The 15,564-nt window shown below is 47.3% G+C and carries 17 protein-coding genes and 3 tRNA genes; 12 read left to right on the plus strand and 8 right to left on the minus strand.

The window, feature by feature from the left end:
- The first annotated feature begins 393 nt into the window (after positions 1-393).
- Positions 394-591 carry a 50S ribosomal protein L35 gene (gene rpmI, locus GWG06_RS02165; RefSeq protein WP_127035357.1) on the plus strand — a complete coding sequence of 66 codons (198 nt, stop codon included), beginning with the start codon at positions 394-396 and terminating at the stop codon, positions 589-591.
- A 53-nt stretch (positions 592-644) separates the two neighbouring features.
- Entirely contained in the window at positions 645-989 is a 345-nt protein-coding gene (gene rplT, locus GWG06_RS02170; RefSeq protein WP_127035355.1) for a 50S ribosomal protein L20, read from the plus strand.
- Positions 990-992: 3 nt separating this feature from the next.
- On the opposite strand, the gene ispE is transcribed toward rplT, so the two are convergent.
- The 4 genes from ispE to GWG06_RS02190 form a co-directional block, all read right to left on the minus strand.
- On the minus strand, positions 993-1,802 hold the full coding sequence (gene ispE / locus GWG06_RS02175) for a 4-(cytidine 5'-diphospho)-2-C-methyl-D-erythritol kinase (RefSeq protein WP_160711027.1): 810 nt from the start codon (positions 1,800-1,802) through the stop codon (positions 993-995).
- 70 nt (positions 1,803-1,872) lie between these two features.
- A complete protein-coding gene (locus GWG06_RS02180; RefSeq protein WP_127035351.1) occupies positions 1,873-2,472 on the minus strand; it encodes a bifunctional nuclease family protein in 600 nt (199 codons plus the stop codon).
- A gap of 269 nt (positions 2,473-2,741) precedes the next feature.
- Complete coding sequence (locus tag GWG06_RS02185) at positions 2,742-3,713, minus strand: electron transfer flavoprotein subunit alpha/FixB family protein (RefSeq protein ID WP_160711029.1); 972 nt, start codon at positions 3,711-3,713, stop codon at positions 2,742-2,744.
- 44 nt (positions 3,714-3,757) lie between these two features.
- Positions 3,758-4,498, minus strand: a complete 741-nt coding sequence (locus GWG06_RS02190) for an electron transfer flavoprotein subunit beta/FixA family protein (RefSeq protein WP_127035347.1) — start codon at positions 4,496-4,498, stop codon at positions 3,758-3,760.
- A gap of 158 nt (positions 4,499-4,656) precedes the next feature.
- Between GWG06_RS02190 and GWG06_RS02195 the strand changes: the two genes are divergently transcribed.
- Positions 4,657-4,968, plus strand: a complete 312-nt coding sequence (locus GWG06_RS02195) for a tetratricopeptide repeat protein (protein WP_127035345.1) — start codon at positions 4,657-4,659, stop codon at positions 4,966-4,968.
- Between the two features lie 15 nt (positions 4,969-4,983).
- Complete coding sequence (tilS, locus tag GWG06_RS02200) at positions 4,984-6,315, plus strand: tRNA lysidine(34) synthetase TilS (protein WP_127035343.1); 1,332 nt, start codon at positions 4,984-4,986, stop codon at positions 6,313-6,315.
- A 156-nt stretch (positions 6,316-6,471) separates the two neighbouring features.
- Here tilS and GWG06_RS02205 read toward each other — a convergent pair whose 3' ends face one another.
- Complete coding sequence (locus tag GWG06_RS02205) at positions 6,472-7,077, minus strand: rhomboid family intramembrane serine protease (protein WP_127035341.1); 606 nt, start codon at positions 7,075-7,077, stop codon at positions 6,472-6,474.
- Between the two features lie 29 nt (positions 7,078-7,106).
- Positions 7,107-7,580, minus strand: coding sequence for a 23S rRNA (pseudouridine(1915)-N(3))-methyltransferase RlmH (locus GWG06_RS02210; RefSeq protein WP_127035339.1), 474 nt, complete (start codon positions 7,578-7,580; stop codon positions 7,107-7,109).
- Between the two features lie 124 nt (positions 7,581-7,704).
- Between GWG06_RS02210 and GWG06_RS02215 the strand changes: the two genes are divergently transcribed.
- The 7 genes from GWG06_RS02215 (at position 7,705) to GWG06_RS02245 (ending at position 12,967) form a co-directional block, all read left to right on the plus strand.
- Positions 7,705-7,781: transfer RNA gene (locus GWG06_RS02215), tRNA-Arg, on the plus strand.
- 307 nt (positions 7,782-8,088) lie between these two features.
- Positions 8,089-8,162: transfer RNA gene (locus GWG06_RS02220), tRNA-Arg, on the plus strand.
- 142 nt (positions 8,163-8,304) lie between these two features.
- Positions 8,305-8,381, plus strand: a tRNA-Arg gene (locus tag GWG06_RS02225).
- 269 nt (positions 8,382-8,650) lie between these two features.
- Positions 8,651-8,863 carry a hypothetical protein gene (locus GWG06_RS02230; protein WP_127035337.1) on the plus strand — a complete coding sequence of 71 codons (213 nt, stop codon included), beginning with the start codon at positions 8,651-8,653 and terminating at the stop codon, positions 8,861-8,863.
- Between the two features lie 66 nt (positions 8,864-8,929).
- Complete coding sequence (locus GWG06_RS02235) at positions 8,930-9,379, plus strand: response regulator (RefSeq protein ID WP_160711031.1); 450 nt, start codon at positions 8,930-8,932, stop codon at positions 9,377-9,379.
- 98 nt (positions 9,380-9,477) lie between these two features.
- On the plus strand, positions 9,478-11,220 hold the full coding sequence (locus tag GWG06_RS02240) for an ABC transporter ATP-binding protein (protein WP_160711033.1): 1,743 nt from the start codon (positions 9,478-9,480) through the stop codon (positions 11,218-11,220).
- Positions 11,204-12,967: an ABC transporter ATP-binding protein gene (locus GWG06_RS02245; protein ID WP_160711035.1), complete on the plus strand. Its 1,764-nt coding sequence runs from the start codon at positions 11,204-11,206 to the stop codon at positions 12,965-12,967. Before GWG06_RS02240 ends, GWG06_RS02245 begins: the two co-directional genes overlap by 17 nt.
- 188 nt (positions 12,968-13,155) lie before the next feature.
- Here GWG06_RS02245 and GWG06_RS02250 read toward each other — a convergent pair whose 3' ends face one another.
- Complete coding sequence (locus GWG06_RS02250; RefSeq protein ID WP_160711037.1) at positions 13,156-14,220, minus strand: App1 family protein; 1,065 nt, start codon at positions 14,218-14,220, stop codon at positions 13,156-13,158.
- A gap of 30 nt (positions 14,221-14,250) precedes the next feature.
- Here GWG06_RS02250 and GWG06_RS02255 point away from each other — a divergent pair, with 30 nt between their 5' ends.
- Positions 14,251-15,144: a diacylglycerol/lipid kinase family protein gene (locus GWG06_RS02255; protein ID WP_160711039.1), complete on the plus strand. Its 894-nt coding sequence runs from the start codon at positions 14,251-14,253 to the stop codon at positions 15,142-15,144.
- A 1-nt stretch (position 15,145) separates the two neighbouring features.
- Here GWG06_RS02255 and GWG06_RS02260 read toward each other — a convergent pair whose 3' ends face one another.
- On the minus strand, positions 15,146-15,553 hold the full coding sequence (locus GWG06_RS02260; protein WP_127035325.1) for a hypothetical protein: 408 nt from the start codon (positions 15,551-15,553) through the stop codon (positions 15,146-15,148).
- Positions 15,554-15,564 lie beyond the last annotated feature (11 nt).

Here is a 15,564-nt window from a genome sequence, read left to right on the forward strand (position 1 = left end):
GCGCTTTCGCGTCTTCAATAACTGTTGTTTTTCAACTGCTTACATCGATGAAAAGGTGCGCAAACACTGCGCTGCTCGGGCTGAGGGAATGAGTAAAATGTTTTCATAGGCGTCAGGTTGTTTATACGTTATATGGCTAAAATATGTGCATATTTTAAGATTAAAAGTAAATATAATATAGAAAAATAAAAAAAGTTAAAAAGATTCTAATATGAAATGCACACATGATAGGTAGGCGGAGAAAGGGAAGGCTGGCTGATTGTCAATAATTTAATAGGGGAGAAAAAAGAGGGGAAAAAGTTATCCACATTTTGCAGCAGGGGCTAATTATTTGCCCTACTGTGCGATTTTTTAAATAAATTCCCTACCTTTGCAGACCAAATTTGATGTAAGATGCCCAAAGTAAAGACACATTCCCGTGCCAAGAAGACCTTCAAGGTAGGCGGGAACGGACAGATTAAGCGGTTCATGGCTTTCAAAAGCCACTTACTGACCAAGAAATCTACGAAAAGAAAACGTAGCCTGAGAGGCAGTACGCTGGTTCACGAAGCAAATCTTAACCTGGTTAAGAGAATGCTCGGCCTCCGCTAGTAGCCTGTCCAACAAACAAATCGAATTTTATAACCTGAGAAAAAACAAACAAAATGCCTCGTTCAGTTAACGCCGTAGCTTCAAGAGCCCGGAGAAAAAGGATCTTAAAGCAAGCCAAAGGCTTCTACGGTAAAAGAAAGAATGTTTACACAGTAGCGAAGAACGTCCTCGAAAAAGGACTCACTTATAGCTACGTAGGTCGTAAACTGAAGAAAAGAAACTACCGTCAGCTGTGGATCGCCCGTATCAACGCTGCAGTAAGAGCAGAAGGTCTGACCTACTCTGTGTTCATGAACAAATTAGCCGGTAAAAACATCGACCTGAACAGAAAAGTTCTGGCTGATCTGGCTATGAATGAACCAGAAACCTTCAAGAAGCTGGTTGCTTCTGTAAAGTAAGCCTTAACTCACTTTATATACCAGGTAGCTGGCATCCCACCGGATGTCAGCTATTTTGTTTTTAGGGAAGATACCTACCACTGCGGAACCACTGCCACTCATTGCCGCATATATTGCCCCGTTTTCATACATGGCTGCCTTTATAGCCGCCAGCACCGGGTACTCCCGGAATACCGGCTGCTCAAAATCATTGCTGATAACATCTTTCCAGGTATCTACCGGCTCCATAATTTTTTCCTGTAAGGCATACGCAGGCGTCTGCGGCGTAATCTGCCGGAAGGCCCAGCCCGTATTCACATGAATACCAGGATGTACCAGCAGGAAAGAGCAGCTGGACAGGTCCAAGGACAGCGGCGTCAGTATTTCTCCGCGCCCGGTGGCATAGCACGGCCTGTTGGGAATGAAAAAAGGACAGTCGCTTCCCAACTGTGCTGCGTAATCCATCAGTGCCGCTTCACTCAGATGCAGCTGGAATTTGCTGCTGAGTGCTTTCAGCATAAATGCCGCATCGGAAGATCCGCCTCCGAGGCCGGCCCCGATAGGAATATGCTTATGCAGATGTATCGCTACCGGTTGCAGCTGCGGATAATCCTGCTGCAATAACCGGAATGCCCTGATACAGAGATTGTCGGCAGCATCTCCGGGAACTGCAATACCACTGCTGTTGAAGGTGAGCGCAGGTGCGCTGATAACCTCCAGTGCATCTGTTACCGGCAGGGGATAAAATACAGTTTCCAGATCATGAAATCCATCATCCCGCCTGCGGGTGATGTGCAGTCCGAGGTTAATCTTACAATTAGGAAAAACTATCATGTAAAATACATTGCACGGCAATGCAGCAGACAGGTAGTCTATCCGTTGCACTTACCAGGGATCAAAAAATTTATCTGCTTTTACGGCTATTGATTTCGTCGCGGATAGCGATAGCCCGGATGTAATCTTCCTGTTCCAGTACTTCCTGTAACAGCTGTGTCAGCTCTTCCAGGTTCATGGCTTTGAGGTCGTCTTCTGCTCCTCTCTCGTGTTCGGAAATGGTGGGGGTTACAGGCTTGGCGCTTTTTTTGCCTGCCGGATCATCCAGCAGTATGCCTGCGCTGTTGAGAATATTTTCGAAGGTGTAGATAGGACAGCCAAAACGTACAGCCAGTGCCAGTGCATCGGACGTACGGGAATCGATCTCTATAGTTTCATCATTGCTGGAACAGATAAGTTTGGAATAAAAAATGCCCTCTTGTAAATTACTGATCACTACTTCATGCAATTCAATATTGAATGCATTCATAAAGTTTTTCATCAGATCATGTGTAAGAGGACGGCTGGGTTGCATCTTTTCCAACGCCACGGCTATCGCCTGCGCTTCAAAGCCTCCGATCACAATCGGCAAACGACGTAGTCCGTTTACTTCTCCCAATACCACGGCATATGAATGAGTCTGCGTAATGCTGTGCGATAAAGCAACTATTTCCAGTTCTATTTTTCTCATATCTGTCTTGCGTTGTCGCTGAATGTTTTGTAAGACCGTGAAGTTAGAAAAATATTCCTTATCTCTAAAATAAATCTATTATGATTTGGGATTTGGTTATTTGAAATTTAGTCATTTAAAATGCAGCGGAGCGTTAACCGAAGTTTCAACACATAGATTTTTTACTTACATCTCCACTCAGACATGCGCTCAAATCTCCGCTTAATTCTCCGCTTAATTCTCCGCTGCATTTTAAATAACCAAATCTCAAATAACCAAATCTCAAAATATTAATTGCCTTTGAGTTGTTTTACGGCGGCAGTCAGCTTCGGAACTACTTCAAAGGCATCACCAACTATGCCATAATCTGCAGCTTTGAAAAAGGGTGCTTCCGGATCCTTGTTGATGACTACAATGACTTTACTTCCGTTTACACCGGCCAGGTGCTGAATAGCACCGGAAATACCGATGGCAATATACAGGTTGGGGCGTACGGTAAGACCGGTCTGGCCTACGTGTTCATGATGAGGGCGCCAGCCTGAATCTGCTACCGGGCGGGAGCTGGCAGTGGCTGCTCCCAGCGCTTTGGCCAGGTCTTCCAGGATACCCCAGTTCTCAGGGCCTTTCAATCCGCGGCCACCGCTCACGATAATCTCTGCTTCTGTCAGTGGAATATCTCCGCTCACCGTTTCTACTTTCAACACTTTTACCTTGAAGTCAGCATCCTGTACAGCTGGTGTAAAAGCTTCCACTGTCGCCGTGCCGGAGCCTGCCACAGCAGGGAAAGTGTTAGGTATGAGAGAGATGATTTTCTTCTCTGAAGTAATATTTACATTGGCAAATGCCTTACCGGAAAATACATTTTTCTTTACAACAAATCCGTTACTGGTATCAGGGTAGGATACAGCGCCCGCAACCAGTCCGGCTTTCAGTCTGGCGGCTACACGGGGCGCGATGGCTTTACCGTCAAAGTTGTGAGGGAATACAATCACCTGTGCACCTTCCTTACCTGCCGCTTCGGCAATGATTTTGGTGAACACACCACTTTCTACTTCATGCAGGCGGGCATCTGCCACATGCAATACTTTAGCGGCGCCATAGTTACCCAGTGCCGTCAGCTCTGCATTGTCTGCAGGACCCAGTACCAGCGCTGTGGCGGTAGTGCCCAGCTGTTGTGCTACTTTGGCTCCGTATTGCACTGCTTCCAGCGCTGCTTTCTTGATTTTTCCCTGTGCCTGATCGGCAAATATTAATATAGACATGAAAATGTAGAATTAGAAATGAACAAATAGATACCTGCCGGTGATCAGATCACCTTTGCTTCTTCGTGCAGTAATTTTACCAGCTCGTCAACATTATCAGGGCTGATGAGTTTCACGCCTGCCTTAGCCGGCGGCAGCTCAAAGCTGACAATGCTGGTCAGCGTTTCTGCAGCAACAGGTTCTACAACGGCCAACGGTTTTGTTCTCGCTGCCATAATACCGCGCATGTTAGGTATACGGGCTTCTGCCATTCCTTTCTGACAGGAAACTACTACCGGAAGCGATACTTCACAGATTTCTTCACCGCCTTCAATTTCCCGGTTAATAGTAGCTTTGGTGCCGCTCAGTTCAAATTTGGCCGCAATGGACACATAGGGGAGGTCCAGCAGTTCTGCTACCATACCGCCGATGCCGGAACCATTGTAATCAATGGTTTCCTTACCGGTAAATATGATGTCGTATTGTTTGTCTTTCGCAAATGCCGCTATCTCAGCCGCTATATAATAACTGTCAGCGCTGTCTGCGTTGATACGGAATGCTTCATCGCCGCCCAGCGCCAGCGCCTTGCGGATAATTGGGTCACAATCTACGCCGCCTACAGTAACCAGATGTACGTCTGCACCAATGGTTTCTTTCAGTTCCAGCGCTCTTACCAGCGCATACCATTCATCGTAAGGGTTAATAATAAACTGGACGCCAGCCTCATTGAATTTCGTGTTATTGTCCGTGAAAGCTATTTTTGCAGTCGTGTCCGGAGTTTTACTGATACAAACTAAAATCTTCATGGCCTTAAACTGTTTGGTTTAAAAATGCGGTAATAGCAAATATATTTAATTAATGTACGCCAACCGCAGGGCCAATAATATGATTTTAATCAGTATAAACCATCAGATATGATTGTTATCTGTAATTTATTGCAGCCTGAGAAAAACATACAACCCGCATGGATAGAATTGCACTCATTAAACAGATGCTGGAAAAAAGTCCGAACGACAGCTTCCTGAAACACGCACTGGCACTGGAATACATAAAATTGAACGACGATGCCGGCGCCCGGCAGCTCTTTGAAGAACTGCTCGCACACGAACCCGGGTATGTTGGTTCTTACTACCACCTGGGTAAACTGCTGGAGCGCAGCGGACAAAGAGAGGCGGCTGTTGCAACCTATGAAAAAGGAATGGAAATGGCAAAGGCCGGCAATGAAAGACATGCCTACAACGAGCTGCAGGCAGCCTATGAAGAACTGGTGTATTAATATAAGTAAGTAAACATGCCACAACAACTACTGACAAATTTCAGATCATATATTACTGCACAGCAACTTTTTGATCCGTCACAACGTATACTGCTGGCGGTGAGCGGAGGGTCAGACTCGGTGGTGATGGCCCGTCTGTTCAAAGCGGCAGGCTTCACTGCAGGTATAGCGCATTGCAACTTCCAGCTGCGGGGAGAAGAATCTGTAAGAGATGAACAATTCGTTCAGCAGCTGGCCGCCTCCCTGGATATGCCGTTGTATAACGTCCGGTTTAATACGGAAGAATGGGCAGCCTCGCACCAGGTAAGCATCCAGGTGGCGGCCCGGGAATTACGCTACGGATGGCTGGAAACAATCCGCATCCAGGAAGGATACAGCTATATAGCTACGGCCCATCATATGCAGGACAGCGTGGAAACTGCCCTGATGAATTTCTGCAAAGGCACCGGCATCGCCGGCCTGCACGGTATATTGCCTAAACAGGAACGCCTGATCCGTCCGCTGCTGTTTACGGACAAGGATGTGCTGACTGCCTACGCAGCCCTGCACGGGATCAGCTTTGTGGAAGATAGCTCCAATATAACGGACAAGTATACACGTAATTTCTTCCGGCATCATGTCATCCCGCAGATACAGGAAGTGTTCCCTGCAGCTATAAAAAATATGGATGGCTCCATTGCCCGTATGAAGGAGGCTGAAATCCTTTACCAGGAGGCATTGGCGAAGCACCGTAAAAGATTGCTGTTTAAAGAAGGCAACACTTTCAGGGTACCTGTACGTAAACTGCAGCTGGCCGTTCCCCTGCAAACCATTGCCTGGGAACTGTTCCGCGCCTTTGATTGCAGTCCTGCCCAAACGCAGCAGGTACTCTCCCTGCTGGACAGCGAGTCTGGCAGATACGTGGAAACCTCCTCCCATCGCATTATCCGCAACCGCAACTGGCTGCTGATTACGCCTGTTCCGCTGGAAGAAGCGCCCCTGCAGGTGATCGAAGCCTCACAGTCACACCTGTCATTCGGCGACCGGCAGTTGCGCATCCGCCGCCAGGAACGCGGCACGGAAACCATTCCGGCAACACCTTCCATCGCCTGGCTGGATGCAGATAAAATCACCTATCCGCTCATATTACGCAAATGGAAACAGGGCGATTACTTCTATCCACTGGGCATGTCCAGAAAGAAAAAAATCAGCCGCTTCCTCATCGATCAGAAACTATCCCTTCCCCAGAAAGAAAATGTCTGGGTCATAGAATCTGCCAAAAGAATTATCTGGATTGTAGGCATGCGCATTGACGACCGTTTTAAACTCACACAAGGTTGTAGAAGGGTATTGGTGCTGGAAACTTAAAGGAGAAATTACGAATGATCAATTACGAATTACGAATTGCGAATTACGAATGTAGAAGCGAAGTTCAAAACGAAGATTAAATTCTTTATCCGCTTATATCGCTCTCATTCGCAATTCATCATTCGTAATTCGTAATTAATAATTCGTAATTTTAAATCACCTATGTGTGAGCATATAAATAAAATTAGTTCCAAGTTCCGGGTGAAATACCAACGGGAATACGAGGCCGTACAATGCGCCCCAGAGGTGCGCATCGTGGTTGACGTTACCGCCGCCTTTCCTGGACATGTAGGCGGAGATGGCGAGGAATAATACGCCGTAGATGACTGCCGGAATTTTTATGGCGAAGAAAAGGTAGATGCTGGCCCACGGATTTATGAGGATAGAGGTAAATACGATACCGGAAATAGCGCCGGAAGCGCCGAGCGAGGCGTAATTCGGGTTGTTGCGGTGCTTCAGGTAAGACGGAATATCTGCTATAACAATACCCAGCAGGTAATACAGGATATATACCAGCTTGTTCTGAAACAGCTGTTCAAACACACTCTCTATAAAGCTGCCGAAGAAATACAATGTCAGCATATTGAACAGCAGGTGCTGGAAATCCGCATGTACAAAGCCGGATGTAATAAACCGGTAGTACTGTCTGTATCTGCTTACCTCGTAGGGGCGCAGCATTAGCTTATCCAGCTGATCGTAGTTGTTCAGGGCAGAATAGGAAATCAGGCACGTTACGATGATGATGATAATACTGATGGACATAAGTTCGGATTGTTAGACTATAAATGTAACTATTGATGATGATATTTCTCGCGATTTAATACGGTGTAGGCGCGATACAGCTGCTCCGTAAAAATCAGTCTCACCAGCTGGTGGGGAAAGGTGAGGGGAGAGAGAGACATTTGTAGCTGTGCGCGTTGCAGCAGGGACTGATCAATGCCGAATGCGCCCCCGATCAGTATAATCAGCTGACGGGTGCCTGCATTGGTACGTTGTTGCAGAAATTCGGAGAACTGAACTGTTGTCATCATTTTTCCCTTTTCATCCAGCGCAAGCAGGTAATCCGTTGGCTGTAACAGGTCCATGATGAGCCTGGCTTCCTGTTTTTTCAATTCGGGAACTGACAGGCTCGCTGCCTGTTTCACGGTGGGGATGAGTTTAACATCAAAATCCACATAGTGCTGCAGTCTTTTCTGAAATACAGCTATCCCTTCCCTGATATAGGGATCATGTTCCTTTCCGATGCTCCAGAGTTGAATTTTCACTTGTACTATATATTAAGCAATTACTGTAAAAGTACATGTAAACCAGGAATTTGCAGAAAAAAATCAGAAAGAATTTGGTAGTTTGAGAAAAACGCATACCTTTGCAATCCTATCACAAACAAATGGCTGCGTAGCTCAACTGAATAGAGCATCTGACTACGGATCAGAAGGTTTCAGGTTTGAATCCTGACGCGGTCACCAGAAAAAAAAGAAATAAAGCCGCTTTTAAAGCGGCTTTTTCTTTTTATACCCAGCCCGGTTTTAACACCTTCAGATCAGCAGAAAGCAAAAAAGGAGGAATGGTTTTTATAATCGTTGACAGATAACTGTATTTTTTTTCTTCTCCCCGGATGAAAAGATAATTCCTTCAAAATCCTTTGTAGTAAAGTGTTTCGGAAGATGTGTCCTTCTTCGTATACCCGTTTACGGTAGTTGATGAAAAAAAATATCGCAAAAAAATTTGTTTAGTTTAAAACTAATCCTACATTTGCAATCCCAAAACGGGAATGGCTTCATAGCTCAACTGAATAGAGCATTTGACTACGAATCAAAAGGTTTCTGGTTTGAATCCAGATGAGGTCACAAAAAGTTGGAAAGTGCTGCATAACCTGCAGCATTTTTTAGCGAAAAAATCAAATACTGTTAAAAAGTAACAAGTATAAAAGATTGAAAAATAATTTGTTAGAATTGTAAAAAATACTATCTTTGCAATATCAAACAAAACGGCTGCGTAGCTCAACTGAATAGAGCATCTGACTACGGATCAGAAGGTTTCAGGTTTGAATCCTGACGCGGTCACCAGGAAAAAGGTTGTTTCATCAGAAACAGCCTTTTTTCATTTTAGCCCGTTCCCAACATGTAGCATTCCACAACCAGGGGCAAAAAATCTTCAGTATTTGAGATTTGGTTATTTGAGATTTGATTATTTAAAATGCAGCGGAGACATAAGCGTTAAGCAGCAATGATTTTCGCTTATGTCTCCGCTGCATTTTAAATAATCAAATCTCAAATAACCAAATCTCAAATGGCACAGGATTGGCTATATCCTGACCGGACTAAACTTTTATTTTATGAAAAAGATACTGATTGCCTCCACAGTGGTAGGGTCGGTGGCTGCCGGCCTGATATTATTACTGGCTAACCGGGATAAAGCCCGCCGGTTACTGGATAAAACGACCGCAGCGGCAGATGACGCCGTAGCTGCGCTCAAGAATAAATATGGCAAAGGGCAGCATAACAATAACGAGGTAACACCGGATGTCTACAGCAATGCTATGGGCTGATAAATATTGTTATCCTTTATTGAGACAGATTTTGGAAACCATGTGAATGAACTATCCGTATTAACGATGAAACAGCAAATATCCTCATTCCTGATTGACGATAGCAGGGATGCCCGTAACCAGTTCTTTCTGGCTTTTGATCTCCTGCAGGTAAGTAAAGCCTGCATCTGCTTTGATCATGTTGACCATGCCGCCGCCTTCTGCACCGCGCAGCCCGATACACCGGATTACATTTTTCTGCGCGTGCAGCAGCCGGCGGAAGATGGTAAACGTATGCTGGACCAGCTCCGGCAGATACCGTCATTGGAAAATACGCCGGTCATTTTTTATGCCGCCGCTTTTACCCCGGAAGATATGACCCGCATGAAATCCCTGGGAGCGGCCGACTGGCTCGTGAAATCATCCGATCTCCACCAGCTGAAAAATTGCCTGCATACCATGCTGGAAGCATTTGAACGCAGGCAGACAGCCGTACCGCCTCTTCCCGAAGTGGCTTTAAGCCCGGTGCTCGTATAGCTTCCGGGATAAAAATAAACCTTCGTGACAGATGAAGGTTCCGGCGAAAATTTTTTAATTTGCATATTTTCCTGGAACCTTAACCATCTCTCTCACGAATGAAACAGCCGCCCGGAAGTGCCAAAAAGCAGCCAGGTATTATTAGCCTGCTGCGCCCATACAAAGGATTAATTGCGCTGCTGATATTGTTTGCCCTGTTAGGAAACGGTCTAAACCTGTGGTTACCTATCATTATAGGTAACGGAATAGATGCCTTTTCCCACGGTCATTTTGATTATCTGCCCCTCATCTGGCAATTCAGCGCCGCCGCACTGGTAATATTCATTTTTACCTATGTGCAGAATATTATACAGACGTATGCCTCTGAAAAAGTGGCCAGAAATCTGCGTACACAGATCGCGGAAAAAATATCCCGGCAAAGCTATGCCTGGATAGAACAGTCGAACCCCTCTAAATTGCTGACCAACCTCACCAGCGATGTAGATGCCATCAAACTGTTTGTTTCAATGGCCATTGTATCCATCGTCTCCTCCGTTTTTATCATCATCGGTACCAGCATCCTGCTGCTCACCATCAACTGGAAGCTGGCACTGGTAGTCATTGCCATGATACCCACCATGGGCGTCACCTTCTTTATGGTGCTGGGCAAGGTCCGCGCACTCTTTATGAAAGGCAGGGAAGTGATGGACCGGCTCAATAAAGTAATCAACGAAAGCATCCTCGGCGCTGCACTGATAAATGTGGTGAACTCACAGCAACGGGAGTACGAAAAATTCCTTTCGGCCAACGGCCAGGCGATGACCTTCGGGTTATCCATCCTGAAAATGTTCGCCGGACTGATTCCTGTCATTACACTCATCGCCAACCTCGCAGCACTCGCCATTCTGGCCCTGGGAGGTAAGTTTGTAATTAACAGCTCCATGACGCTGGGCGACTTCGCCGCTTTCAACAGTTATCTTTCTATTCTCATCTTCCCGATTCTCATCATCGGTTTTATGAGTACCGTGATAGCCCAGGCTACCGCTTCCTATGAGCGTATCAGCGGCGTACTCACCTCTCCGGATATGCTGGAACCAGGAGCCCTGGTTACTACGCTGAAAGGGGATATCGCCTGCGATAACCTCTCCCTCAGCTACGGCGAAAAAACAGTGCTGAAGAATATTTCCTTTAACGTGAAGGCCGGCTCTAAAATAGCCATCATCGGACCTACAGCAGCCGGAAAAACACAGCTGCTCTACCTGCTCATGCGCCTGATAAAACCCAATGAAGGAAAAATTACGATCGACGGCCACGACATCGGTGAATTTGAAAGCGAATCCTTTCATCGCCAGGTGGGCTTTGTTTTCCAGGACAGCGTGATCTTTAACATGAGCATCCGGGAAAATATCGCGTTCAGTGATCTGGTGACAGACGAATCCCTGGATAAAGCCATTACCGCTTCCGAAGTAAAGGAGTTTACGGATAAGCTGCCTCAAAAGCTGGATAGCATTGCGTCTGAAAGAGGTACCAGTCTTTCCGGCGGACAAAAACAACGCATTATGCTGGCGCGTGCGCTGGCGATTGATCCTAAAATTCTGCTGCTGGATGATTTTACCGCCAGGGTGGATACTGGCACGGAACAACGTATCCTGGGCAATATCCATCAACAGTACCCAGATCTTACCCTCATCTCTGTAACACAGAAAATAGCTTCTGTTATCCATTATGATCAGATCATCCTGTTGATGGAAGGAGAAATGATTGCTGCCGGAACCCATACTGAACTGATGGATTCCTGCCCCGATTATGTACAGATATTTCATTCACAGCAAAGCACCAGCAACTATGAACTACAATCTTAGCAAGGATTCCAGGCAGGAAACCAGGGAGCTGTCTGTCTATGCTGCCTTTAAAAGTCTGCTTAAACTTATATCCCATGAAAGACAGAAGCTGATTCTCGCCCTGCTGGCCACACTGGCCAATTCGGCCCTGAGCCTGCTGGGGCCTTTACTGGCGGCCTATGTGATCGATACCTATATCACCCGCGGGGAATACAGCGGGGTGCTGCTTTTTTCGGGCATCCTCCTGTTCATTTACATCCTGGCCTTTTTTACCAATTACCTGCAGATGAAACTCATGGGTACTGTCGGACAGCGTGCCCTGTTTACCTTGCGCAACGCGGTTTTCCATAAGCTGCAGCACCTGCCCGTTGCTTTTTTTAACCAGAACAAGGCAGGAGATCTTATCTCCCGTGTCAACAACGATACGGATAAACTAAACCAGTTCTTTTCACAGGCACTCATGCAGTTTATCGGTGGTATTATTACCATGACCGGCGCCGGTATCTTCCTCGTATCGCTGAATGTAAAACTAGGCCTGGCCTCCCTGGCTCCGGCACTGGTGATTCTGGTGATTACGCAGGTATTGTCGCCCTGGGTGAAGAAAAAGAATGCCCGCAATCTGCAGACAGTAGGGGCCCTGAGCGCCGAAATACAGGAAAGCCTGAGCAACTTCAAGGTGATAGTGGCTTTCGGCCGGCGCGACTACTTCATGAACCGCTTCGGAACAGCCAATAAAAACAACTATACCACGGCTAAGGCAATGGGTATTGCCAACCAGATATTTGTGCCCTTATATACCCTGTTTTCCGCTATTGCACAGCTGATAGTACTTTGTTACGGCGTATACCTTATTACTGCCGGCGTTTTTACCGTCGGACTGCTACTGAGCTACCTGGCCTATACGAATTTTTTCTACAGCCCGCTGCGCCAGATGGCTACGCTCTGGGCAAGCTTTCAGACAGCTATGGCAGGCTGGGAGCGTATTTCTGAGATCCTGGTGCTGGAAAATAACATGACCACCCTGGAGGATCAGTCACAGGCATCCCCTGCGCCGCTGCTGGAAATGAAACAGGTGCATTTCGCCTATCCGGAAGGGAAGGAAATCCTGCATAATATCAATATCGCGCTGGAAAAAGGGAAGACATATGCGCTGGTAGGACCTACCGGCGGCGGTAAAACTACGACTGCCTCTCTCATTGCGCGTTTATATGATCCGGTGAAAGGCACGGTACTGCTGAACGGAAAAGATATCCGGGCTTACAGTGCGGAAGACCGTACCCGGATGATCGGCTTCATATTGCAGGATCCGATTCTGTTTACCGGTACAGTAAGGGAAAATATTCTCTACGGCAATGATGCGTATGAAAATTATACGAATGAACAACTGGAAGAGGTAATCCGCGGCGCTAACCTGGAGAAGCTGCTTGCCATTTTTGAACAGGGCCTTGAAACCCAGGTGCAGTCTGCCGGAGAAAGTGTAAGCCTCGGACAGAAACAGCTGATCGCCTTTATGCGCGCGGTATTACGCAAACCTGCATTACTGATTCTGGATGAGGCTACTGCCAATATTGATACTGTAACGGAAAAACTGCTGGGGGAAATACTGGAAAAGCTGCCGGCAGAAACTACCCGTGTCATTATTGCGCACCGCCTGAACACAATTGAAAATGCAGATGAGATCTATTTCGTAAATGCCGGAGAGGTGACCAATGCAGGCTCTTTCCATCATGTGGTAGATAAGCTGCAGCAACGGCCGCACCATAATTAATTAGTAGTAAGTAATCACCATATATTCTCTGCATGCAGGCTGCAGTCTGGATTACACAGGCTGCAGCCCTGTCTGGCAGCATAATGCCGGCAACGGTTGTAGTGCCTTCTTTCTCCTGCAATTTCCTGTATCATTACCGGCATAATAGTAACGACTATACGTTGTATAGACTGTATCGTAATTTTTCTTTAGTCCTGCATAGCAATTAATCCATATTGCCGGGAGTGTGTGATGGCGGTGGCGCTGTGCTCAAAGTAGCAGCAGGTAATACCTTTGTCTGTCAGCCTGCGCACGATCACTTCTGTGGCTGCCCTGTTTTTACGGCTTACCTGTCTCAGGTAAATACACAATATCCGGTCAGGGAAATGGGAAGCTACAGCTTCATAGATATGCGGGTCCTGTTGGGTATCATCTCCCAGTAAAACAAATGACATATGCGGATAGCTCTCCATTATCCTGGCGATGCGGGTAAATTTGGTGCCATGCTTGCCGGTACCTGTCTGCCACAGCTGGGAGAATGTTTTCAGCTGGTTCAGCAGGTATACGCCCTGCGGCAGGTCCCAGGCATCCGCAAATGCCAGCAGGTAATCGTAGAGATTCCATTCACTGCTGGATACATAGAAAAACGGGTTGGGCGTACCGGCTGTGGTACGGCCGAGGCTCAGCAGCCGGTAATGTTGTACTACTCCTTCGAAAGGCTTTCTGGCAGCCGGGTTACGGGTAAGCAGCACATAGAGTTTTTTATGCAGATGACCAGAGTGGGAGATCAGGAAGGTATCATCAATATCAGAAATACACCCGAACTGGGTACGGTGCGGGATGTAGAGCAGGCCGTTTCCGGAGGTAATATCTTCCCCGTTTTGGGTATACATGACAGTTATGGGGTGCCAGCCGGCAGGAGTGGGGCTTTCCGGCGCCCACTGGAAATGGAAGAAGCCATCCGTGGCGGTGGTGGTGCTGATGCGCCGCTGTTGCCATTGCAGGTATACGGTGGCATTGGCCACCGGGCGTACCATGAAAAGACGCAGTAATGTCCCGATATTTGCCAGTACGCCTTTTCTTTGCTGTGGAGCTGCCGCAGGGCTGAGGGAAAGTACGTGACCAAAGATCTGCAGCTGCCCGTCGCGCCCGTAGCCCCTGTAAACTTTTACCATGGGTTGTGTGCGGAGGCCAAGCCATTGCAGCAGCCTGCCTGCAGGCGTTTTTTTTGCGGCGTTATATTTGATCTCCGGTGTAACGTTTATCTGGTCCATATCTGGGAGGCCGATGCTTAAATAGTGTATATGATTAAAAAGATAAGATTATTATTTATTATAAATCCTGCTTCCGGGAAAAACCGGAAGATAGCGCCGCAAGAAGTGGTCCAACGTTTTTTTGCAGATAAGCCTGCAAATGAGATCACCTTGTTTATACTGACGGGAGATGTAAAGAAAGATGTGGCAGACATAACAGCCCTGATACAGCAGGGGGGCTGGAATGGGGTAGTGGCGGCTGGCGGGGACGGTACGGTAAAGCTGGTGGCAGGATGCCTGCTGTATACGGATATACCGTTAGGTATCCTGCCGGCCGGATCGGCCAATGGCATGGCGCGGGATCTGTGCCTGCCGGAAAACTGGGAGGCGGCGTTGCAGGTGATTGCCGACGGTGTGGTAAAGCATATTGACGTGATTAGTATCAATGGCCGTGAAATATCGGTGCACCTGAGTGATATTGGCCTGAATGCCTTACTGGTAAAGTATTTTGAGCGCTCAGGCGTGCGGGGTATGCTGGGCTACGCGCGGGTGGCGTTTAAAACATTTTATTACCGGCAGCAGTTTGCGGTGGTCATTGATAATGGAGCAGAAGAAGTAAGAAGAAATGCATTTATGATTGTACTGGCAAATGCCGGCAGGTATGGCACCGGCGCCTGCATCAATCCGGAGAGTGACCTCAGCGACGGTATTTTTGAAGTGGTACTGATAAAGCAGTTGTCGCTGATAGAAACATTGAAGATGATGTTCAGCCACCGGCCGTTCAATCCGCGTAAAACAGAGATCATCCGGGCCAGGAAGGCGCATATATATACGCGCCGGAAGGCGGAGTTTCAGATAGACGGAGAGTATATCGGTAAGGTGAATGATATTAATGCAGAAATATTGCCCAGGGCGCTGGCGGTGTATGTAACGGCGGGCAGGTAGCTCAGAGGGTCAGCTCATCCCGGCTGAGGGCATGGAAGAGGTTCTGCAGCTGATGTACGTGCACCAGGGGGCGGCCATAGGGAACCAGTCCGCCGGGAGCTTCCGTTACCGGTTGAAAGCAGCCGTTTTCGAAGCGGATGTGCAGGCTGTTGAGGCGGTTGTATTTCAGGGAGTATACATTTTCATCTTCTCCTTCATCCGCGGCCCCGCGGATAAAATCGAATTTTATCAGCTGATAGAGATCCAGCATTACGGGATTGGCCTTGTCACAGGGAAGTTTGCTGCGAGGCAGGCTGCTGTTATAGATATATCCGTCGAGGATGCCTTCTACAACAAATACTGTTTCTTCCATATTGTAGTCAAAATAGGAGACATAGTTGCCTATTCTGATATCTGCTTCATCAATCATGGAGGATGGCA

Origin of the sequence: Chitinophaga solisilvae (genome assembly GCF_009928525.1) — a bacterium.
Classification (GTDB): Bacteria; Bacteroidota; Bacteroidia; order Chitinophagales; family Chitinophagaceae; genus Chitinophaga; species Chitinophaga solisilvae.